At 41.5% G+C, this 22,049-nt stretch carries 22 protein-coding genes; 19 read left to right on the forward strand and 3 right to left on the reverse strand.

The features are described from left to right. The first annotated feature begins 91 nt into the window (after positions 1-91). The 12 genes from CBF27_RS10185 to CBF27_RS10240 all read left to right on the forward strand — a co-directional run bounded on the left by CBF27_RS10185 (position 92) and on the right by CBF27_RS10240 (position 15,241). Positions 92-1,297 carry a molybdopterin molybdotransferase MoeA gene (locus CBF27_RS10185; RefSeq protein ID WP_126814194.1) on the forward strand — a complete coding sequence of 402 codons (1,206 nt, stop codon included), beginning with the start codon at positions 92-94 and terminating at the stop codon, positions 1,295-1,297. A 192-nt stretch (positions 1,298-1,489) separates the two neighbouring features. Then, positions 1,490-3,997, forward strand: coding sequence for a glycosyl hydrolase family 18 protein (locus CBF27_RS10190; protein ID WP_126814195.1), 2,508 nt, complete (start codon positions 1,490-1,492; stop codon positions 3,995-3,997). Between the two features lie 355 nt (positions 3,998-4,352). After that, on the forward strand, positions 4,353-5,477 hold the full coding sequence (locus CBF27_RS10195) for a betaine/proline/choline family ABC transporter ATP-binding protein (protein ID WP_126814196.1): 1,125 nt from the start codon (positions 4,353-4,355) through the stop codon (positions 5,475-5,477). Next, positions 5,470-6,123, forward strand: coding sequence for an ABC transporter permease (locus tag CBF27_RS10200; RefSeq protein ID WP_126814197.1), 654 nt, complete (start codon positions 5,470-5,472; stop codon positions 6,121-6,123). The genes CBF27_RS10195 and CBF27_RS10200 overlap by 8 nt, the downstream gene beginning before the upstream one ends. Then, positions 6,120-6,734, forward strand: a complete 615-nt coding sequence (locus CBF27_RS10205) for an ABC transporter permease (RefSeq protein WP_126814198.1) — start codon at positions 6,120-6,122, stop codon at positions 6,732-6,734. The genes CBF27_RS10200 and CBF27_RS10205 overlap by 4 nt, the downstream gene beginning before the upstream one ends. A gap of 34 nt (positions 6,735-6,768) precedes the next feature. Further along, on the forward strand, positions 6,769-7,674 hold the full coding sequence (locus CBF27_RS10210; RefSeq protein ID WP_126814199.1) for an ABC transporter substrate-binding protein: 906 nt from the start codon (positions 6,769-6,771) through the stop codon (positions 7,672-7,674). 133 nt (positions 7,675-7,807) lie between these two features. Further along, a complete protein-coding gene (locus tag CBF27_RS10215; RefSeq protein ID WP_126814200.1) occupies positions 7,808-8,773 on the forward strand; it encodes a sugar-binding transcriptional regulator in 966 nt (321 codons plus the stop codon). A 187-nt stretch (positions 8,774-8,960) separates the two neighbouring features. Next, a complete protein-coding gene (locus tag CBF27_RS10220) occupies positions 8,961-9,377 on the forward strand; it encodes an RDD family protein (protein WP_126814201.1) in 417 nt (138 codons plus the stop codon). Between the two features lie 23 nt (positions 9,378-9,400). Then, positions 9,401-11,446, forward strand: coding sequence for a glucose-specific PTS transporter subunit IIBC (gene ptsG, locus CBF27_RS10225; RefSeq protein ID WP_126814202.1), 2,046 nt, complete (start codon positions 9,401-9,403; stop codon positions 11,444-11,446). Between the two features lie 383 nt (positions 11,447-11,829). Continuing rightward, on the forward strand, positions 11,830-13,026 hold the full coding sequence (locus CBF27_RS10230) for a phosphoenolpyruvate hydrolase family protein (RefSeq protein ID WP_126814203.1): 1,197 nt from the start codon (positions 11,830-11,832) through the stop codon (positions 13,024-13,026). Positions 13,027-13,168: 142 nt separating this feature from the next. Next, complete coding sequence (locus CBF27_RS10235) at positions 13,169-14,386, forward strand: Tm-1-like ATP-binding domain-containing protein (protein WP_126814204.1); 1,218 nt, start codon at positions 13,169-13,171, stop codon at positions 14,384-14,386. 24 nt (positions 14,387-14,410) lie between these two features. Beyond that, complete coding sequence (locus CBF27_RS10240; protein WP_126814205.1) at positions 14,411-15,241, forward strand: phosphoenolpyruvate hydrolase family protein; 831 nt, start codon at positions 14,411-14,413, stop codon at positions 15,239-15,241. Between the two features lie 67 nt (positions 15,242-15,308). Here the strand turns inward: CBF27_RS10240 and CBF27_RS10245 are convergent, their stop codons facing one another. After that, complete coding sequence (locus CBF27_RS10245) at positions 15,309-15,491, reverse strand: hypothetical protein (RefSeq protein WP_126814206.1); 183 nt, start codon at positions 15,489-15,491, stop codon at positions 15,309-15,311. A 195-nt stretch (positions 15,492-15,686) separates the two neighbouring features. Here CBF27_RS10245 and CBF27_RS10250 point away from each other — a divergent pair, with 195 nt between their 5' ends. Continuing rightward, positions 15,687-16,007, forward strand: a complete 321-nt coding sequence (locus tag CBF27_RS10250; RefSeq protein WP_126814207.1) for a putative heavy metal-binding protein — start codon at positions 15,687-15,689, stop codon at positions 16,005-16,007. 84 nt (positions 16,008-16,091) lie between these two features. Beyond that, complete coding sequence (locus CBF27_RS10255) at positions 16,092-16,520, forward strand: hypothetical protein (protein WP_126814208.1); 429 nt, start codon at positions 16,092-16,094, stop codon at positions 16,518-16,520. 43 nt (positions 16,521-16,563) lie between these two features. Here the strand turns inward: CBF27_RS10255 and CBF27_RS10260 are convergent, their stop codons facing one another. Beyond that, positions 16,564-17,007, reverse strand: a complete 444-nt coding sequence (locus CBF27_RS10260; RefSeq protein WP_126814209.1) for a universal stress protein — start codon at positions 17,005-17,007, stop codon at positions 16,564-16,566. Positions 17,008-17,205: 198 nt separating this feature from the next. Between CBF27_RS10260 and CBF27_RS10265 the strand changes: the two genes are divergently transcribed. From CBF27_RS10265 to yqeK, 4 genes are all read left to right on the forward strand, one after another. Continuing rightward, positions 17,206-17,742 carry an HdeD family acid-resistance protein gene (locus tag CBF27_RS10265; protein WP_126814210.1) on the forward strand — a complete coding sequence of 179 codons (537 nt, stop codon included), beginning with the start codon at positions 17,206-17,208 and terminating at the stop codon, positions 17,740-17,742. Positions 17,743-17,825: 83 nt separating this feature from the next. After that, positions 17,826-18,419 (forward strand): VanZ family protein, encoded by a 594-nt coding sequence (locus CBF27_RS10270; protein WP_126814211.1) that lies wholly within the window; start codon positions 17,826-17,828, stop codon positions 18,417-18,419. A 42-nt stretch (positions 18,420-18,461) separates the two neighbouring features. Continuing rightward, entirely contained in the window at positions 18,462-18,971 is a 510-nt protein-coding gene (locus CBF27_RS10275) for a GNAT family N-acetyltransferase (RefSeq protein ID WP_126814212.1), read from the forward strand. Further along, positions 18,962-19,564, forward strand: a complete 603-nt coding sequence (yqeK, locus tag CBF27_RS10280) for a bis(5'-nucleosyl)-tetraphosphatase (symmetrical) YqeK (protein ID WP_126814213.1) — start codon at positions 18,962-18,964, stop codon at positions 19,562-19,564. The genes CBF27_RS10275 and yqeK overlap by 10 nt, the downstream gene beginning before the upstream one ends. A 161-nt stretch (positions 19,565-19,725) precedes the next feature. On the opposite strand, the gene CBF27_RS10285 is transcribed toward yqeK, so the two are convergent. Continuing rightward, on the reverse strand, positions 19,726-20,409 hold the full coding sequence (locus CBF27_RS10285; protein ID WP_126814214.1) for an HAD family hydrolase: 684 nt from the start codon (positions 20,407-20,409) through the stop codon (positions 19,726-19,728). Positions 20,410-20,608: 199 nt separating this feature from the next. On the opposite strand from CBF27_RS10285, the gene CBF27_RS10290 reads away from it, so the two are divergent. Next, entirely contained in the window at positions 20,609-22,027 is a 1,419-nt protein-coding gene (locus CBF27_RS10290) for a PTS transporter subunit EIIC (protein ID WP_126814215.1), read from the forward strand. The last annotated feature ends 22 nt before the right edge of the window (positions 22,028-22,049 follow it).

A 22,049-nucleotide genomic window follows, 5' to 3' on the forward strand; every position in this document is an offset into this window, starting at 1 on the left:
AGACAGCTTCCTTCCGTGCCTTCCTTTCCAAAGCAAGCAGTTGGAGGGAAGGCGCGTTTTTTAACAATATAGTCAAGGAGAGGACCAAACCATGATTGAACTGGAACAAGCTCAGGCACGACTTGATGCACGCCTCAAAACAAAAGAAAAAAAGGTTTGCTGTACCATTGACCAAGCCGTCGGCTGTCTTCTGGCGGAAGATGTCTATGCGCCGATTTCTGTTCCTCAGTTTTGCCGTTCGGGTATGGACGGTTACGCTGTCTTTAGCGCGGATTGTCAAACAGCCTCAAAAGATGCGCCCGTGCGTTTGCCTGTAGTTGATGAAGTATTGGCCGGAGATAACCGGCTATTAACAGGTAAACCCGGTACGGCTGTCAGAATTATGACAGGTGCACCGATCCCGGCAGGCTATGATTGTGTAGTTTGTCAGGAACAGACTGACTACGGGAAAGATACTGTTAGCATTTTCCGGCCGATACGCAAAGGTAAAAACTATGCAATGATTGGCGAAGACATCAAGAAAAATGACCGGCTGCTTGCAGCGCGAACTTGCATCACGCCCCCCATGCTTGGTATCTTGGCAAGTGCAGGTATCCAACAGGTGCCAGTCATCGAGCCGCTTAAAGTTGCAATTATTGCAACCGGCAGCGAACTTGCTGAACTGGGAAAGCCGCTTTCTTACGGCCAGATTTATAATAGCAACAGCTATACCATTGCATCCTATGTCAGGTCAATCGGTGGCGACGTTGTGCTGCAAACAACTTGCGGTGATGATGCTGATCAATTTGTCAATATGCTGCATTCGATTATCACAAAAGTAGATTTGGTGTTTACAACAGGTGGTGTGTCGGTCGGGAAAAAAGATTTTCTTCCGGCTACATTGGAAAAAATCGGAGCTGAGCGGTTATTTCATAAAATAAATGCAAAACCCGGTACGCCAATACTTGCAAGTGTCTACAAAAATGTTCCTGTCTTAAGTTTATCGGGCAACCCCTTTGCCTCACTGGTTAATTTCCATTTGTTTTTTTGGAATACTGCAGCAAGACTAATGGGCAATCCCGGCTTTTCCTTAAAAAGGAAACAGCTTACTGTCACCTCAGGGCAAATGGCTGAAACAAACATTAGGCGTTTTATCAGGGCATACAAAACCGATAATGGAGTAGAAATCTATACGAAAGTACATCAGTCTTCTGTTTTCTCAAATCTCGCCAGTTCCAACTGCGTGATTGATCAGCCGGTGAAACACCCGATTACTGTCGGCGACAAAGTTGATGTTTATTACTGGCAGGATGTTTGAACTGCATTATTGACAATCATTTAAAAAGGATCAAATATCAGATTTTAAGTCAAGTTATGTTTCGCATAATAGAAAAATATATCACAGTAAGAATATTATAGGTAAAAACCGTGCAGATACAAAAAGTGTACGGTTTTTGTAATTAAAAAAAATTTCGTTGTGTCGGCAAAAAGATTATAATAAAATAACATTATGGCGATAGATATCCGCCGGGGTGAAAAGAAAGGAGATAGATTAGTGAAGAATCAGATGAAAAAGCTGTTAAGTAAGATGGTGTTAGGTATGTTGTGTATAGGTGGGCTGATATTTGAAAGCCCTTTTACTGGTGAGACAAGTACTGTTTACGCTGAAGAAATGCAACGCTACCGCAATGTAATGTACTATGGCGATTGGTCAGTAGAATCTGCTCAGGGACATTTTTTCCCAAAAGATATTCCAGCAGATAAGCTGACGCATTTAAATTTTGCATTTCTTGATTTTGACGTGGAAGGCAATTTAATGTGGACAGATGAATTTGCGGCACTGGATATTTCGACAGACGAGTCTATTACCGAGGGAGCGGCGAATGCGGGTTTACTCAACGCCATTCAGGACTTACGCCTTAAAAATCCCAATTTAAAGATAGGCGTTTCAGTTGGTGGTTGGACAAAATCTGGAGATTTTTCACTTAACACTCAAACAGATACTTATCGCAAGACGCTAGTAAGTAATTTGGTCAAGTTTGTTGAATATAACGAAATGGATTTTTTAGATATTGACTGGGAATACCCAGGCAGCATAAGGGAAGGCGACTTGGTAGATATTGAAGCAGACGAAGGAACACCACATGCTTTAGAGGCTGACCGCGAAAATTATATTCTACTTTTAAAAGAATTACGTGCCGCACTTGATGAGCTGGGAGAAAAAACCGGTAAAGATTACGAATTGTCCGTCGCATTGGCAGCAGGGCCGTACACCATTAATCAAGGGACAGACATTGCGGAAGTATTTAATGTCGTCGATTTCGCTAATATTATGACTTATGATATTCATGGCGCTTGGGAAAATACCACTAATCACCACACAGGACTATATACGAATCCTGATGCGCCACAAGGCAATGGCAAGCCGTGGTCATTCAGCGTGAATGACAGTGTGAATTACTACTTGAGTAATGGGGCGGTTGCGGAAAAACTAGTTATCGGAGCAGCTTTTTATAGTCGGGGCTGGGGAAATGTCGCTAACGACGGACCAGATTCAGAAAACTTGCCCGGTCTTTTTGGCAGTGCTGATTTTGCGACTATCGATGCAGATGGCAATGACAGTCGGGGCGCTATCAATGATGCCCCAATTATTTACGGACAAGGCGGTAGAAACGGAGGTATCTGGGCCTATCGAAACTTTGGCAGCTTAAAAGAAACGTATCCAGATCTTGTTGAATATTGGGATGATGCAGCTAAAGCACCATATATGTATGGGAAAGAATCCAAAGTTTTCTTTACATTCGATAATGAACGTTCATTGACTGAAAAAGCGCAATATGTGAAGGAAAAGGGATTAGGCGGCATGATTACCTGGATGCAGTCACAAGATGCACCCGCCGCCAATAACAGTTTGCAGAGAAATAAATTAACCACCGCAATTTTCAACGGATTATTTGACAGTGTGCCTTTGCCTCAATATGAGATTGCTTTTCGCGAACTGGCTGTGAAAGCAGCAATCAATGTGTCGACAGAAAATAGTGAGGGATATGTACTCACTGTGCATAATCAAGAAAAACTGGTAGAGACCGACCATGTGTTATCTGCTACTGAGGTGAACCATCGCACTATCAAAAACGGGATACTTTATTTGCAAAAATCAGATGGTGAGGAACTTTCTTTGAACGGGGTTAAATTGGAAGAACGTGAAATAAACAAACAAATGTATCACGTTCTTGATTTAGCAGTTGCGAATGAATTGGTAGAAGAGTCCGATCACTCACTAACAGAAATAGAACCGGGCAGCAAACGAAACGTTTTTTTGGCAACGAACAAAGACTATGCAGACCTTAGACGAATCAATCATGTCTTTTTAAGCCAGCGAATTACTACTGCCGGACCTGACTATGGGCTACAAAGCATTTATCAGTTGTCAGATATAGATACACAAGCACGCTCAACAATTACATTTCATTTCACTGATGCAGACGGGAAAGAACTTTCAAAACCGGTGCAGCAAGAGGGAACCGTAGGCACCCCCATTAAGTTTGCAGCGCCAACTATTGACGGATACGATCTTGAAGAAAAAGCATTTAATGGGATTTATAAAAATATTTACCAAGAACACACATTTGTTTATACAAAAACGGCGTTAGCGGAAGAACTTGGCATAGTTACTATTGTCCATCAGGATTCATCTGGAAAAGAACTAGCAGAATCTCAAACATTGACAGGTAAAATTGGAGATACTTACAAAGCAGAACCAGTTGTGATTGATGGTTATAAACTTAAAAAAATTCCTGAGAATGTATCAGGCAAATTTTTGAAGAGCAACCAAAAAGTCTCGTTTGTTTATGAAAAAGATGCGATTTCTGACAGTTCATCCCATAAAGCTAGTTTTCTGCCAAAAACAGGTGAGAAGGACTTCGGATTATCACTAATTCTTGGGATAGGGATTGTTACGTTGGTCATACTCTTTCGTTTAAAAAAAGAAAATCATTCCAATAAAGGTCTTAGTTAAAAACACATAGCAGGTTTACTTGCTAAAGTTTTGTCTAAATTAACGATATATGTCAAAATAATCGTGAAAAACCAGACTCTGCTAGTCAAAAGTCTGGTTTTTTGTTATACTTTTTATAGATGATATATCATAACGCAGTTGATGATTAATGATAACAACTCTATGGTGATAACCCGGTGTCATGGAAAAATTGAGTTTGGAGTGTTTGTGACGCTTACTGTAAGAAGCCCATTATGAGAATAAGTTGAAATTTATATTCTTTTAATCAGACAAATTGCCCAGCCGCCTTTGTAAAGGTGGCTTTTTGTCTGTCAAAAGTGCTGTTTATGGATAACTGACGAAAGGAAGGATAGACATGATTAAGATGGAACACGTGTCTATGGCTTATGGCGAACACAAAGTGATAGACGATTTTAATCTGGAAATCGAAGCTGGTCAACTCGTGGTCATTATTGGACCTTCGGGTTGCGGGAAAACGACAATACTGCAACTCATCAACCGCTTGATTAATCCGACAGAAGGCCGGATTTTATTGAACGATGTGGATATCCAAGACATCGACCCGGTAGAATTACGGCGCGGCATCGGTTATGTCATTCAGGAAATCGGGTTGTTTCCTCATATGACGATTGAACAGAATATTGAAATCGTTCCCAAAATGTTGAAGTGGCCTGTTGAAAAAAGAAAGGCGCGGACACTGGAGCTTTTGAAGATGGTCGATATGGATGCTGAAACCTATCTGAACCGCTATCCAGCTAATCTTTCAGGCGGACAGCAGCAGAGAATCGGTGTGCTGCGTGCTTTGGCCGCAGAGCCGCCGCTTATTTTGATGGATGAACCCTTCGGCGCGCTGGACCCGATCACGCGGGATAATTTACAGTCAGACATTAAAAAACTGCAAAAGAAACTAAAAAAAACGATTGTCTTTGTGACGCATGATATTGATGAAGCGATAAAAATTGCGGATGTCATCGTCCTGCTGCAGGACGGGAAAATCATCCAAGCAGATACACCAGATGAACTGCTGTCGCATCCGGCCAATGAATTTGTCGAACAGTTTGTTGGCAAACACCGCCTGCATACCGGCGGAGTCGAAAAAGTGAAAGACGTGATGCGGAGCAAAGTTTTTAAAGTAACATTGAATACTGGATTGGCTCAAAGTATCGCACTCATGGAAAATGAACAAGTGTCTTCTCTTTTGGTAGTTGATGATGGGAACCATCTCATCGGTTCACTTGGTATCGCAGATATTATGGAAAAAGCACATCCGGGAATGACTGTCAGCGATCTTGAGCTGGACCAGATACCAAGTATTCAACCTGATGCACCAGCGAAAGAGGCGTTTGACATCATCACTGAACAAAATCTGGATATACTGGCGGTGGTCGATGGCGAGATGCACATCTTAGGTGTCGTGACCAAAACGAGCATGGTCAAATCACTGGCAAGAGTGGTGTGGGGAGGCGATACGGATGTATAGTTTTTTATCTTATGTCGCAAACAACTTGGATGACATCGGCAAAGCGTTGGGACAACACGTCATGATCAGCGGTGTGTCAGTCTTGCTGGGCATTGTCGTAGCTTTTCCGGCCGGCATATTGCTGACTAAAAATAAATCGCTCGCTAATTTTGTCTTGGGCGTTTTCAGTGTTGTAAATACGATACCGAGCCTTGTCCTTCTTGGTGTTGCCATGATTGTCTTGGGACTGGGATTCGTACCGGCTGTTGCAGTACTGTTTTTGTACTCGCTTTTGCCAATCATGCGCAACACATATACCGGAATCAGCAATATTGAAGAAAAATACATTAAAGCTGCTGTCGGCATGGGTATGAGCAAGTGGCAGCTGCTGTTGTCTGTACAGTTGCCGCTGGCGCTGCCGGCCATAATCACGGGAGTTCGCCTGTCCAGTATTTACATTATCAGCTGGGCAACGCTTTCAGCCTTTATTGGTGCTGGAGGTTTGGGCGACTTGATTTGGTCCGGCCTGCAGTCATATAACTACAACATGATCTTTGCCGGCGCTGTACCGGCAACATTGCTGGCGCTTTTAGTGAGTTTCTTGCTTTCTTCGGCAGAGAAGCGAGCAACTCAGTTCAGCCGCGGCAGAAAAGAGGTGAAGACATGAATTATGCATCAATCGGTAGTGCGTTGTTAGTGCATTTACAAATAGTCTTTGCCGGTGTTCTGGCCGGCTGTCTTGTCGGTATTCCGACCGGCTCATTGCTGAAGGGACACAAACAAGCGGCTCGGGTAGTCTTTGCGTTGGTCGATGTGATTCAGACAGTTCCTACGCTGGCAATGTTTACGTTTGTGATGTTAGTGTTCGGCTTAAACAATTCGACAGTGATTTTTTCTATTTTCCTTTACTCGCTATTTCCGATTGTCAGGAATACGTATACAGGAATTTCAGGTGTTGACCCCGGTATCATCCGCGCGGGGAGAGGTATCGGTATGACTGAGCTGCAAATTTATTTTACACTGGAGCTGCCTCTGGCTTTGCCGGTCATTTTATCCGGTGTTCGCTTGGCGCTGGTATCTGCGCTTGGAATTGCCACGACAGGTGTGTTGATTGGTGCCAGCGGCTTGGGCATGCCAATCTGGCGCGGTATACAGACCCGAAACATGAAGATGATGTTGTCGGGCGCCATACCTGTGTCGTTACTGGCAATTTTATTCGATGTGCTGCTGTCGGCTTTGGAAAAACGCCTTGTCAGAAAAAATCCGGCTAGTGGGTGATTGTGTCTTTTCAGGTCAAAGGGAGGAATGACTTATGAAACACGTTAAAAGATGGCTGATTAGAGGGTTAGTGATTGCAGGGGCGGTATTGTTTTTAGGCGCGTGCGGCAGTCAAGGCGGAAAGGTTACCATCGCTTCAAAGCAGTTTACTGAGAACATATTATTAAGTGAGATATACGCCCAGCTGATTGAGCACGAGACTGAGTTGGAGGTCGAACGGAAACAAAATCTTGGCGGGACGTCAGTCTGTTTCCCGGCAATGGAGAAAGGTGAAGTTGATATTTACGTTGAATACTCCGGTACAGCATATAATGAAATTCTTAAACTCTCCGATAGTACAGGTATGAGTGCGGATGAAATCTATGATATCAGCGTAAAAAAATTGAATGATGACCACGATATCACGATGTTTCAGCCGATTGGTATCAATAATACATTTGCTGTAGGGATGCTCCGCTCGAAATCGGAAGAGTTAGGTGTCACATCAATCAGCGACTTGTCAGAACAGTCTGATGAGCTGCGGTTCGGTGCCAACCATGTGTTTTATACAAGGGATGCAGACGGTTACGATCCGATGGTCAAATTGTATGATTTACATTTCAGCGAATCATTGAAGATGGATACATCGCTCCTTTATGATGCTATCAATCAAAATAAATTGGACGTGATGATTGTCTATGCAACGGACTCTTTGCTGAAAAAATATGACATGGTGATTCTGCAAGATGACAAAGAACTGTTTCCGCCGTATCACGGCTCGCCGATTTGCCGCAATGACACCTTGGAAAAATATCCGGAACTAAATGATGTGCTGGATTTACTAAAAGGGCGCATCGATGATGTAAAAATGCAGGAATTGGATTATGAGATAGACGTTAAAAACAAAACACCGGAGGAAGTTGCCAAAAAATTTTTAGCTGATGAAGGATTGGTGAAATAGCTGACTTAAGGAAACTTGTTGGGTAACAACAAGTTTCCTTAAGTATCTCCTGCATTCAAACGCAAGTTGAATTTCTAACGAAAATGATATAAACTTCACTTAAAACGATTAAAGAAAGAACGGAGCATAAATAGTGAAGCAGGAAAAAGAAAAAATGCTGGCTAAAATGGCTTACATGTATTACGTGGAAGGCAGGACACAGGCAGACATTGCAAAAGAATTCAATTTGTACCGGACAACTGTCAGCCGCATGCTTACGCAAGCCAGACAAGAAGGCATTGTGCAAATTGAAATAAAGAATTTCGATTCAACATTGTTTGAATTGGAAAGCTATGCTAAAAACAAGTACGGACTGACATATCTTGAAGTCGTACCAAGTGCAGACAGTGATTTTGAAGAAGAACAAAATGGCGATATGTTTTCAGTTGCCGCAGCCAATGTAATCAGGCGGGCGGTTCAAGAAAATCAGACTATCGGTGTTTCCTGGGGAGCAACATTGGCCAAGGCAATCGGGAAACTGGAAAAAAAACAAGTTCAAAATGTGACGTTCATTCCCCTTGCCGGCGGTCCCAGCCACATCAATTCCCAATATCATGTCAATACACTGGTTTACGAGCTATCACGAAAATTTCAAGGGAAGAATGTCTTTATCAATGCCAGTGTGGTACAAGAAACGGCACAATTAGCTGAAGGAATCATGCAGTCTAAATATTTCAGCCAGATCAGACAAGCATGGGATGAACTGGACGTGGCTATCGTCGGCATTGGCGGTCCTTTGCTGTCAGGAGCTAGCCAGTGGCGCGATCTTTTGAATACAGAAGACTATGCTGTACTGCAAGAAAATCAGGCTGTGGGCGACTGCTGCTGCCGTTTTTTTGATGAACACGGACAAGTGATTCAGAGTGATTTGTATCGTCGGACGATTGCAATAACTTTGGAACAGATAAAAAAAGTCCCGGTATCATTAGGGATTGCATCTGGAAAAGAGAAGGCCAAGGCGATACTTGCACTTTTGAGAAAAAAATATATCAATTCACTGGTCACTGATCAGGAAACATTGTTGCAGATTCTAAAAGAAGATGGCGATGAGGTGGTTTAAACCTCATCGTTTTTTTGTGTCGTTCAATAAATCGAGGTTACAATATGCACAAAAGTGCTTATTTTTTTTGACATACACTAATGTTGTTGACTGAACCGCTTTCAAATGTTAATTTAGTTACGATGAAACGATTAATATGTTACGTAAGAACTTCTTAACGTTTCGTAAACAAATGGAGGGGTGAGTAATGAGTGTTACACGGTCACAGCGAATTAAAAGTGTCTTGTTGGATTGGCTCCTGTTTTCTGTACTGATTAGACTGTTTTTTTCTGTATTAACGTATTTAAAGGTGCCTTACACAGGGACGCTTGTTGTTGGGGTACTGCTTTTGTCGGGAACAGTGCTATTTTTAGGAATTCCTTATTTTTTCGGCAATCAGACACTTGGCATGAAATTCGGCGGTTTGAAGTTTACTTTCAAGAAGGAACACCGGCTGTTTTATTATTCAGTTCGCTGGTTGGTTTCTTTCGGATGTCATGTACTGTTGCTGGGGATACCGATTGCTATCAATGTGTTTTTGCTGCTATGGAATAAAAATGGGCTGATATTACAGGACTATGTATTTAGCAAGACGATGTGTCTTGCATCATCGATTGAAATTTAATTATTTTATGGGGGAAGCAATTTATGAAAAAACTATTTGGTGTATTACAAAAAGTCGGCAAATCATTGATGCTGCCAGTGGCAACACTCCCGGCAGCTGGTATTTTAATGGCATTCGGAAACTTGTTTCATCAGGAAAGTCTGCTGCTCCAGTTTCCTATACTGAACGCGAACTGGTTTCAACTTGTTGCAAATGTGATGGAACAGTCAGGCGGCATCATTTTTGGCAATCTACCGTTATTATTTGCAATAGCTGTTTCCATCGGTTTGGCTAAAAATGACGGGTCAGCCGCTCTTGCCGGTGTTGTGGGGTATTTGATGATGAACATGGCAATGGGGGCATTGCTCAGTATTGATGCAGAAATGGTCGCTGCCAATGGTCAAAAATATGCGTTGATTTTAGGGATACCAACGCTTCAAACAGGCGTTTTCGGGGGAATTGTTGCCTGGGTAATCGCCGCTTCTTGTTTTAACAAATTTTACAAAACAGAGCTCCCGCCGTATCTCGGATTTTTCTCAGGCAAACGGTTTGTTCCGATGGTGACAGCGGTCTTTGCCCTCTTGGCTGCCGCAGTACTGTGTCTCATTTGGCCGCCGATTCAAGACGGCCTGAACGGTTTCTCATCAACAGTCATTGAAGCCAACAGTACGCTTGCTGCTTTTATTTTCGGTGTCATCGAACGGGCACTCATCCCATTTGGACTGCATCATGTCTTTTATGCACCGTTTTGGTTTCAATTCGGCAGTTACGAGTCAGTGACTGGTGCGATTGTTCATGGCGACCAGCAAATCTTTTTCCAGCAGATGAAAGACGGCGTTGCGCTGACGGCTGGTGCATTTATGACAGGGAAGTTTCCGTTTATGATGTTTGGTTTGCCGGCCGCTGCATTTGCCATGTACAAAGAGGCAAAACCTGAAAGAAAACTGATTGCCGGGGGTATTCTATTGTCCGGGGCGCTGACATCTTTTCTAACAGGTATTACTGAGCCGCTGGAATTTTCATTCCTATTTATTGCACCGGCGCTATATGGTATTCATTGTTTGTTGGCAGGGGCTTCTTTTGCTATCATGAATATTCTTAATATTAAAATCGGGATGACTTTATCAGGCGGATTGATTGATTTTCTGTTATTCGGGGTTTTTGTTAATAGAACACCGTGGTGGCTCGTGATTCCGGTGGGACTGGCTTTTAGCGTCATCTACTTTGCCGTGTTCCGTTTCATGATTCGCCAGTTTAATCTGGCAACACCCGGCAGGGAAAAAGACAGTGATGAACCGCAAGAAGTACTGGCAAGCAGTGACAATCTAGCAATCAGTTGGCAAATTATCGAAGCATTGGGCGGCAAAGAAAACTTGACATCCGTGGAAGCATGTATCACTCGGCTGCGGACTATTTTGAAAGACAATCAGCTAGTCGATGAAGGGTTGTTGAAACAACTGGGAGCAGTTGGTGTCATGCGTGTAGGAGATGGTTTTCAGGCAATATTCGGTGCAAAATCAGATGTGTACGCGACAACAATCAATGAAATCATTGACAACGGTATCGCTAAACCTGAGTTTGAACCGGAGACAGTACAAGTCCAACAGCCGGCAGACATACAAGTCAGTCTCAGCTGTATGAACTGCGAAGTGGTTGCACCTGTTTCTGGGGAACTAATCCCTATAACAGACGTGTGCGACCCGGTCTTCTCGGGCAAAATGATGGGCGACGGCTTTGCCATCATTCCCGACAGTTCTGAAATCGTGTCTCCTGTAGACGGCAAAGTGGTCAGCGTGTTTCCGACCCAGCATGCTATAGGTATAGTGACGAAAGAAGGATTGGAACTGATTATCCATGTCGGCATTGATACTGTTGACTTGAAAGGGAAAGGATTCCAAGTACTAGTTCATGAGGGAGATGAGATATATAGAGGGCAAAAACTATTCATCGTTGATCTTGATTATCTGAAGTCTCAAGGCAAAAACACATCGACGATAGTAGCCTTTTCGAATCTGGTCAACAGAGAAGTTAAATTACTGACTGACGGAGTAGTAAAAACGAATCAGCAGCACATTATTACATTTGCCTAATAACACAAACAAAGAAACCACCTATCCTGTTTATAGGTGGTTTCTTTGGGTAAGTTAATGTTGCAGGATTGAATGTATGTAACCTACTTATAATGATAATCATTCTCAGTTGAAAAGTCAAGCAATTTTTTCTTTTTCATTCAAAACAGATTACATATCAATTTCATTTGAGGATCTTAGTGTGAAAACATATATACTCAATATCAGAGGCAAGACTAGGAATAAAGGCTATTTTTGATATGGTGCAGGAAGATTTTGATATTATGTGGCACTTCATTTTTCTCCAGTATTTGAATGTCAAAACACGTCAATTTGCAGAATTGGCGTTTTTTCAATGGAGTGCTATATTATACATAAACGATATTAGAAAGTATGAGCATATAATGATGACCAGAGATGAGATATTACGGAAAATCCGCACACAAATCAATTTGAACGGGCACATAATCGGAGCGGTGGCAGGTGCGGGCATGACTGCGAACTATGCTGTCAAAGGTGGAGCAGATTTTCTGCTTGCTCTCAGTGCAGGCAAATACCGGGTAATGGGAAAAAGTTCGCTGGCAAGCTATTTTTGTTATGCCAACAGCAATGATGTCGTGATGAAACTGGGGAAAGAAGAACTGCTGCCGGCAATCGCCCACACGCCGGTTTTATTCGGCTTGTTTGCCGGCGATCCTTTTATTGATTTAGCACGCTATATGGCAGAGATAAAGGCGAGCGGCTTTTCAGGTATCGTGAATTTTCCGACAGTTTCTTTGATTGATGGTCAATTCAGAGAAGCCCTTGAAGAAGAAGGCAGCTCGTATGCTGCCGAAGTCAAAGCGATTGAAACTGCCCACTCACTAGATTTGTTTACCGTTGCTTTTGTGACTAATGAAGAAGAGGCTGTGCAAATGATAAAGGCTGGGGCTGACATCATTTGTGTTCACCTTGGTTTGACTAAAGGCGGCTTTTTAGGTGCCAAAAAATATGTCTCCATTGACGAAGCGCGCAAACTAGCAGACAGCGTGTTTAAAATTTGTGACGAGCTGCATTCGGACAGCATCAAAATGGTTTACGCAGGACCGGCAAACACCCCGCTTGACATGCAATATTTGTATCAAAACACCGCCTGTCAAGGATACATCGGCGGTTCGACATTTGATAGAATACCGATAGAAACAGCTATTTTCAATACAACGCAATCATTTAAGAGCTACGATAGTTTTGAGAAAAATGAGCTGATTGACAAACTGATTGAAGGAAACGGCAGCTCGTCTGATTACGCGGAATTTGTGACGTCTTATATAGAGGAACACTACATGAAAGAAGTACATTTAAGAGATTTAGCGCTGATTACTCACGTTTCTGATTCGTATTTAAGTGTGCGCTTCAAGGAAGAAGTCGGCATCAGTTTTACGGAATATCTTGTCCGTTTTCGCGTGAATAAAGCAAAAGAGTTGTTAGCCAAACAAAACCTGTCATGTAAACAAGTTGCCGCAGTCGTCGGTTACTCGGATTATGCGCAGTTTTCTAAAATATTTAAGAAGTATGTTAAGAGTACACCGTCAGAATATAAAAAGCGCCATGCCCATTCATAAAATAACCACAACAAAGCATAATCTAACCACATTTACATCACTGAAAAACAGCAGTAGAATTTAGTTGTAAGCGATCAACACTATCTACTGCTTTTATTTGGCCAAATGAACAGAGATAAAATCAGCTTGAAGGGAGAAAGATATGAAAACGATTGCGATTGCAGGAACTTTTGATACGAAAGCAGAGGAATATCTTTATGTCAAGTCTTTGGTCGAGGAATTAGGATTGCAGACGCTAATGATTCATACCGGTGCGTTTGCATCTCGATTCACGCCAGATGTGACCAATCAGGAACTTGCTCAGGCGGCAGGTTTTGATATCGAGGAAATCGTTAAGAAAAAAGACCGAGCACTGGCAACTGACATTTTGGCAAAAGGCATGCAGAAAGTCGTGCCGGAATTGTACAGACAAGGAAAGTTTGACGGCATTTTATCTTTGGGAGGCTCTGGCGGGACGTCCATGGTTACGCCAGCAATGAGAGCGCTGCCGATTGGTGTGCCAAAACTGATGGTATCAACAATGGCCTCCGGTAATGTTGAGCAATATGTCGGAACAAGTGATATCATCATGATGCCCTCGATTGTCGATGTGGCAGGTTTAAATAAAATCTCCAAAACTATTTTCAGAAATGCAGTTTTAGCTATAGCTGGTATGGTCGGCTTAAAGGAGAAGCTGCCCGCAGACACAGAGGAACAAAAACCGTTGATTGCAGCTTCCATGTTTGGCGTCACAACCCAGGGCGTAAACTTCGCCAAAGCGTACTTGGAAAAAAGAGGCTATGAAGTCTTGGTATTCCATGCTACGGGTACCGGCGGCAAAACGATGGAGTCTTTGATTGATGCAGGCTTTTTTAAAGGCGTGCTGGATTTAACCACGACGGAATGGTGCGATGAAATTGTCGGAGGTGTGCTGGCGGCGGGCTCTCACCGGTGCGAAGCAGCTGCAAAAAACAATGTGCCGCAAGTAGTATCAGTGGGCGCAGCAGACATGGTAAATTTTGGGCCGATAAGCACAGTACCGTCTAAATTTTCAGGTAGGAATTTATACAAGCATAATCCGACAGTGACTTTGATGCGTACAACCGTTCAGGAAAATGTGAAGGTCGGGCAAATGCTCGTTGAAAAATTAAACATGGCAGCAGGGAAAACGACTTTGCTGTTGCCGCTAAAAGGTGTTTCGGCAATTGACGCAAACGGACAGCCTTTTTATGGTCCAGAAGAAGACAGCGCATTATTTGAAACCTTACGAGACGGAATAAACCGTGACGTTGTCGAGCTGATTGAACTAAACAACAATATCAATGACCAAGTATTTGCAGAAGCTGCAGCTCAAAAACTGATAGATTTGATGACACTATAAAATAAACGAAAAGAGGAATAACTGATGAACAGACTGACGAGAGAAGAAAACATGGCTATCTTTAAAAAAGAGGTTGCCTCAGGAAATATTTTAGTCGGAGTGGGTGCCGGGACAGGGATTACAGCCAAATGCAGTGAGCAAGGCGGTGCCGATATGCTGATTATCTATAATTCAGGTCGTTTTAGAATGGCTGGAAGAGGTTCGCTGTCCGGACTTTTAGCGTATGGCGATGCCAATCAGATTGTTCAGGAGATGGGTGCTGAAGTGCTGCCAATCGTTAAAGATACGCCTGTTTTGGCGGGAGTTTGCGGAACCGACCCGTTCCGTGTCATGGATCTCTTCCTGAAACAATTAAAAGAACAAGGGTTCAACGGCGTGCAGAATTTCCCGACAGTAGGGTTAATTGACGGCAAGTTTCGTGCAAATCTGGAAGAAACCGGCATGGGGTACGATTTGGAAGTAGACATGATTCGTGAAGCACATAAATTGGATATGCTGACATGTCCTTATGTATTTGACCCTGAGCAGGCAAAAGCGATGGCAGAAGCAGGGGCGGATATTCTTGTTGCCCACATGGGACTAACCACTAAAGGTTCGATTGGTGCTGAAACAGCGCTGACCCTCGATGACTGCTGTGATAAAATCCGCGATATCATCGCAGCCGGACGTGACGTAAATCCTGACATTATGGTCATCTGCCACGGCGGCCCGATTGCTGATCCGGAAGATGCTGATTACGTCATCAAGCATGTTCCTGAAATCGACGGCTTCTTCGGCGCATCATCCATTGAGAGACTGGCATCTGAAAGAGGGATGACAGCACAAACAAAATCATTCAAAGCGATTAAAAAATAAGCCCCAAAATGCCAACAGCCCATATCCACTGACGGATACGGGCTGTTGTTTCTAGTCTGGCACTTATTTAATTTTTTGACAACACAAAGATATCTGAAAAGAGTTCAAACAGAGCGGCGAAAAAAGCGGCGATGCTGCGCAGTACTCTGTTTTTGATGTTCAGTGATTGTTGAAAATAGACAAAATCCCCATATGACATTGAAAACAATATACCAATAACAGCGAGAACCAGCACAACATCCAGTAACATGAGACAGCCCTTCTTTCGTTTTTGTTACTGAAAGTATAGCAAACATTCCAGGCAGATGAATCAGTCCCAAGTTGCAGTGGATAACGGACGAAAGACGGAAATTCATATTTGTTTGTTAAAAAAGCTGTTTGTTTATCCGTTTTCTTGTATAATAAATATATCTTTAAGAAAAAAGGCTGAAATGAGGAAGATGATATGATTATTACAACAACGAATACTATTGACGGCAAAACGATTTCAGAATACAGTGGCATCGTTTTTGGCGAAGTCATTACAGGGATTAATATGTTTAAAGATATAGGGGCAGGTTTGCGCAACGTTTTTGGCGGACGCTCAAAAGGCTATGAGGACGAACTGATGTCGGCACGGGCAGAAGCTTTGGAGGAGATGGCTTCACGTGCGGAACAGTTAGGGGCAGACGCCATTATTGGCATGAAGATGGATTACGAAGTACTTGGCAGCGATAATGGCATGCTGATGGTCACATGCAGCGGCACAGCTGTCATCACAAATTAGAGTGGTATTTCTGACACTAAGCTGAAATGTCTTTGATTATGTGTTGGCTCAAGCCGTTTATGCAAGGGAAGGAGGAACCGACAGATGAATGAGGCGATGAACACTGATAATATCGCACAGTTTGTTCAACAGCAGGGTTTTGATCCGGATGAGCAGCGGTACTACCTGTACGGGCAAATCGACTCGAAGTTTTCGACTTACCCTTTATTTACTGTTGATGAAAAGGAAGATTTAGAGATAAAGCATCTGTTATTGTTTTTTTCACCATCACAGCTGATTATTGCCTGTTTGGATCTGAGCGGCAATTTCACTGACAAGGTAATCCGAAAGACCGCAGATGAGATGCAAGCAGTAACATTTAAAAAAAGCTTCATGCTTAATACATTGACGCTGACAGTTGACGGAAAAACGTATGACATCAGCATTCCCAATAGGGTAGTAGCAGCAAAGTGGCAGAAGAAAAATCTATCCGAACTTATCAAAAACAATTTTTTTGACTTTATCAATAATTGAAAAAAGTGAGTTGACCTAATAGTGGTCAACTCACTTTTTTATCTTATTTAACTACTAGCACGTTACAATGGGCATGATTGACAACATACGAAGTGGTCGAACCGATAAGTATGCGTTCAACAGCATGGGTTCCAGTTGCGCCCATCACAATCAAATCCACATTTCTCGCTTTTGCATATTTGACAAGTTCTCTTTTCGGGCTGCCTTCCAATGTGACAAAGCTGATGCGTTCTTCGTCAAGACCTTCCACTTCAGCAACTCTCTGCCGGAACAGGTCCATCATTTCATTTGACTCGGTATTAGCATAATTGCTGAGTTCTTTTAATGTCATGGCGTCAAGAGAAGTTATCGCAATATTTTCAAAAACTTGCACAACAGTAATGTGGCCATCGTCTTCTTGAATCATGTTATTTGCGACTTTCAACGCTTCCTGCGATTGATGGGAACTGTCGAATGCAACAAGAATATGTTTACTTTTTTCAGTCATTGAAAACGCCTCCTTATAACTATATTGTATCACGTGAAAGACACGATGTAAAAGACGGCTCTGTATGTCTGCTCAATGAAAAATCGAGCTGGAAGCATTTTATTGTTTCATTCATCCTGACATCAAAATAACAGTCTTTATTATATAAAAGCATCTATATTTGATACAATTAAGATAGAAAGAAAAGAGGCGATTATCATGGGAAAAAGACAACGTGTTGATTGGCCAAGTCTGATTTTGGGTATCGTATTTGTTTTGGCCGCCCTTATGTCATTTAGGCTGCATCCAGCACAAAATGTGAGTATTCTTGTTAGTTTCTTTGTCGTCACAGTTATTTTCAGAGGTATCTACATGCTGAAAATCCGAAGCACGGTGAGAGAACTGTTCAGGGTTTCGGTAACGCCTTTGTTGGTCATCGGTGTCATAGACATTCTGATAGGTGTGTACTTTCTTTTCAATATAAGAAAAGGCGTGATGCTGGCGCCTTATGTATTTGCCTTGTGGTTTTTGATGGACTCCCTTTTCGGCTTGTTTGAACTTGGCTGGCTCAAACAGTTGTCGACCAGATTGTTTTGGGTTTCTTTGGTGACGAATGTGATTGGCTTGATTATCGGCATGCTTTTACTTGCTAAACCAATCGTATCATTAATGACATTATCGTTTATGGTAGGATTCTACCTGATGATTGCCGGTCTCGCGTATATCATGCGGGCTTTTTCGAGTTATTTATTTTAAAAATTCAAACCAAAGTCCCATTAACTAACACTTCATTTCATGTATGATGTATGTAAGATGATTCACAAGAATGGGGTGTTTAGTTGAGTTATATTGTGGCATTTGCAAGTATCAGCTTTTATAATCACTATCATGTCAAGCGAACGAAGCAGCTTTCTGATAAGATTAATATAGGACACTATGTCATCGGCTATATTTTTCTGTTTTATCTCGTTGTCACACTGAGGGAATTGATTGGTTTCCCAACAATTTCGCAATGGGGAAGAGAATTTTCGTCAAAAGGAACATTTATTTATCCGACAATTGATTTTTTGCTGTTTGATTCAGGGATTCAAACAAGCGATATCATCAACGGTCTTTTGTTTGTCCCGTTCGGTTTTTTTCTTCCAGTATTGTGGCAGAAGTATGACTGGCTTCTGCTGACGATTGAATGTACGTTGTCAGCGGCAGTAGTTGTTGAGATAGGCCAGCTGTTCATGGCTGAAGGGATGACAGATGTGAGTGATGTCTTAACGAGCGTTGTCGGAGGCATAATAGGGTGGGGATGCTACCGATTATTTCGCTCTGCCATACATCGAGTACTTGTTCCAGAACCAGGATACACCTTCAGCCGTTTTTTAGCAGCAGAGCCTTATGTGTATTTGCTGATTGCTGTCATCAGCGTGGTGTTATCGTAACGGGATAATTTTATTATGTAAACTTAAGTGAGGGAGAACACGATGCAATTAATCCATCCGGAAACAGAACACATTGCCGAGATTGCCGCTTTCCGTCAAGAATTTATTGACTGTCAAGACATTCTTCATGGCACCGGACAACTAGCTAAGTTTTCTTCCATCGAAAAATGGCTGACAACAATCCATAAGAACAACGGGCAAAAAACTCAATTTTTGATAGTTGGCAAAGACGACCGGCGTTTGATTGGTATGCTCCATGTTCAACATCGCCTGTCCGAGTTTGACACGCAATGGGGAGGACATATCAGATATTGTATCCGAAACAGCGAACGAGGAAAAGGTTTCGCCAAAAAAGCATTGATAGCTTCTCTCGATTACTGTCAAGACATCGGCCTAAAACGTGTGTTACTGACATGTAACAGTGAAAACAAACCGTCTGTCCGTGTGATTGAAAGCTGCGGTGGAAAACTGGAAAATACCATACGACTAAACAGAAAAAATATTAAAAGATATTGGATTCCATTAAACGAGAAGGAGAAAACATGTTTATAGAACAGGAACTAGCCAACTTTAAACCCAGTGGACAGTTGGAAAAAGATATAGTGCGGTTATTTCGTGATTATGATATGAATGAAACAGCAGATCATGTATTACGGGTGACAAAAGCGGCAGAAACCCTTGCAAACCAATATGGTCAAAATATCGGGGCTGCCCGGACAGCAGCGCTGCTGCATGACATAGGCGGCATTATTCCGCAGAATCAGATGGTGACAGAAGCTGAATACTATCAACTGGCAGTTTTTCCAGAAGAACGAGAGTTACCAATGCTGTTGCACCAACGCCTTTCCCGCATAATTGCCGAAAAAGTGTTTAACATCACAGATCAACACGTTTTAAACGCTGTGTCATGTCACACCACACTCAAACACTCTCCTACAACAATGGATATGCTTGTGTTTATTGCTGACAAACTGGAATGGGACCGCAAACACCGTGCCCCTTATTTAACTGATCTTCAAAAAGCATTGGACAATTCTTTGGAGCAGGCGTGCATCTGCTATATTCAATGGGTGGTTTCAACAGACTTGCTTGTTCTTCACCCATGGTTGGATGATGCTGTGAAGTGGTTTGGTCTTGATATTTGAAAGAATATTTGATTTCCAGCTTTACAGCCCGAGAACGGCTGCAAAGCTGGTTTAGTTACGAATAGAACAAATGAAGAAATAATATTATTGTGCTAAAATTTGTTGAAACGGTTATATTTTAATACAATAAATCATAAATGACAAAAATAGACCAACAACTATCATGTCACAGGGTTTTTAGTTTCTATTTCCATTAGCTCTAAAAATATTTTTGACTTCAAGACGTCATTAAAATCTTTATAACTTTCAATTGGAATTCTTTTTATTTCACCAGTTAAAGGGATAAAATCATTGATGTGACAGACTGTCAAGCCGGCCTTATTAGCAGATATGACTCCATTCATCGAATCTTCAAAAACTATAATATCTTTCTTTTTGGAAGTAGTTAACGCTGCAGCTTTTTGAAATATTTCTGGATGTGGTTTTCCTTTAGACACGTCATCTCCACACAAACTAAAGGAAAAAATATCTAAGATGTCTAGCTTATTTAATATATGATGTGTCTCATTACGTAAAGATGATGTTGCAACTCCACAAATTACATTATTATAGCTACACCATGACACAAACTTAAGGACACCTTCATTTAATTCAAAATCAGCATCTGAAATAAGCTCCGATCTTTTAATCATAAATTTCTTGAACAATAAATCAAAAGGGAAAGAATCGCCAAAATAATGAAGAAATTCTCTTTTTATTTGGTTTGTCGGCTTTCCTAAAATACGTTTATAAAAATCCAATGTGATACTATATTTTTTTTCTGCCAATAAATTTTCCCAAATATGATAATATTTTTTTTCAGAATTTATTAGTGTGCCATCCATATCAAAAATAATTGTTTTCATTATTGACCTCTTTTCTTTTAACGAACAGTGACTTTATTTTTCATTTTAACATATAACATAAATGCTCACTTGATTGTATAAGAGTAGAAATGTCAAACGTACTCTGCCATTTTTACTCTTACTTAGAATGGTAATTCAGATAATAATCTCCTACAATAATAATGTAAGCGCTTATATATTTGTTAACAGGAGGAGAAAAATGGAGAAGAAAGTAGCACAACCTAAAACTCTGCGCGTTCGTATTCAGAAAATGGGCGGTTTTCTAAGTGCAATGGTCATGCCTAATATTGGTGTTTTCATTGCATGGGGCTTATTGGCAGCATTTTTTATTCCAACTGGCTGGACACCAAATGAACACTTGAATGAGTTGGTCGGTCCGATTTTAACTTATTTATTACCAATATTGATTGGTTATGTTGGTGGTTATAATGTTTATGGTAAACGAGGCGGTGCAATCGGTGCTCTTTCAACTATGGGAGTAGTAATAGGCGCTGATATCACCATGTTAATCGGTGGCATGATTATGGGTCCGATTGGTGCGCTTATAATAAAGAAAGTTGATAGTCTTTTCAAAGGAAAAGTAAAACCTGGTTTGGAAATGTTGGTGGACAATTTTTCTTTGGGAATTGTCGGGTTTATTATTGCTATTTTAGGATTTTTAATTGTTGAGCCGATTTTTGGTGTAATTTTAGCTTTTTTATCTGCTGGAGTAAATTGGTTAACGGACCGAAACTTAATTCCATTGACAAGTATCTTTGTTCAACCTGCACAAGTACTATTTTTAAACAATGCCATCAATCATGGTATTATGGTACCGTTGGGACTACAGCAAGTAGCAGATACTGGAAAATCGATTTTATTTTTGGTTGAAGCTAACGGTGGTACTTGGACTGGACTATTACTGGCATTTGCTTTCTTTGGAAAAGGAATTTCAAAGAAATCCGCCCCTGCGTCTACTTTAATTATGTTTTTAGGCGGAATTGGCGAAGTAGCGTTCCCTTATGCACTCATTAAACCTGTCACAATATTGGGACCAATGCTTGGTAACATGGCTTCTCTTGCAATAGCTCAATTATTTAACGGTGGAACAGTTGGCGCAGTCTCACCAGGGAGTTTTCTAGCGCTATTGATGATGACACCAAAAGGAGCATTCGTTGTCAATATTACTTGTTACGTCGTTGCGACGTTGGTATCTTTTTTAGTTGTTGCATTTTTCTTGAAATTAGATAAAACACCTGAAGAGGCAGTTAGTCTTGATACTGTTCAATCTACAACATCAGTTGATTCAGTTTTGTATACGGCACCATTTACAGCAACTGGGACAAAGATTGAACGAGTTATAATAGCTTGTGATGCCGGAATGGGATCAAGTGCCATGGGTGCATCAATGCTGAGAAGTAAAGCGAAGAAAGCAAATCTTCATGAAGTAACTGTTGAGAATGTCTCAGTAGACAATATACCAAATGATGTTGATCTGATTATTACAAGTGAAAACCTTGAAGAACGTGTTAAGAGCCTATTTCCAGATAAAAGTGTCCCTATTTTGACTATTAAAAATTTCCTTAACAATGAGGAATACGATCAGTTTATTCAGTTTATTAAAGAAAGCTATGATTAAAAATTAAAATCTGAATGTAGTT

Source organism: Vagococcus acidifermentans (assembly GCF_003987655.1).
Classification (GTDB): domain Bacteria; phylum Bacillota; class Bacilli; order Lactobacillales; family Vagococcaceae; genus Vagococcus_B; species Vagococcus_B acidifermentans.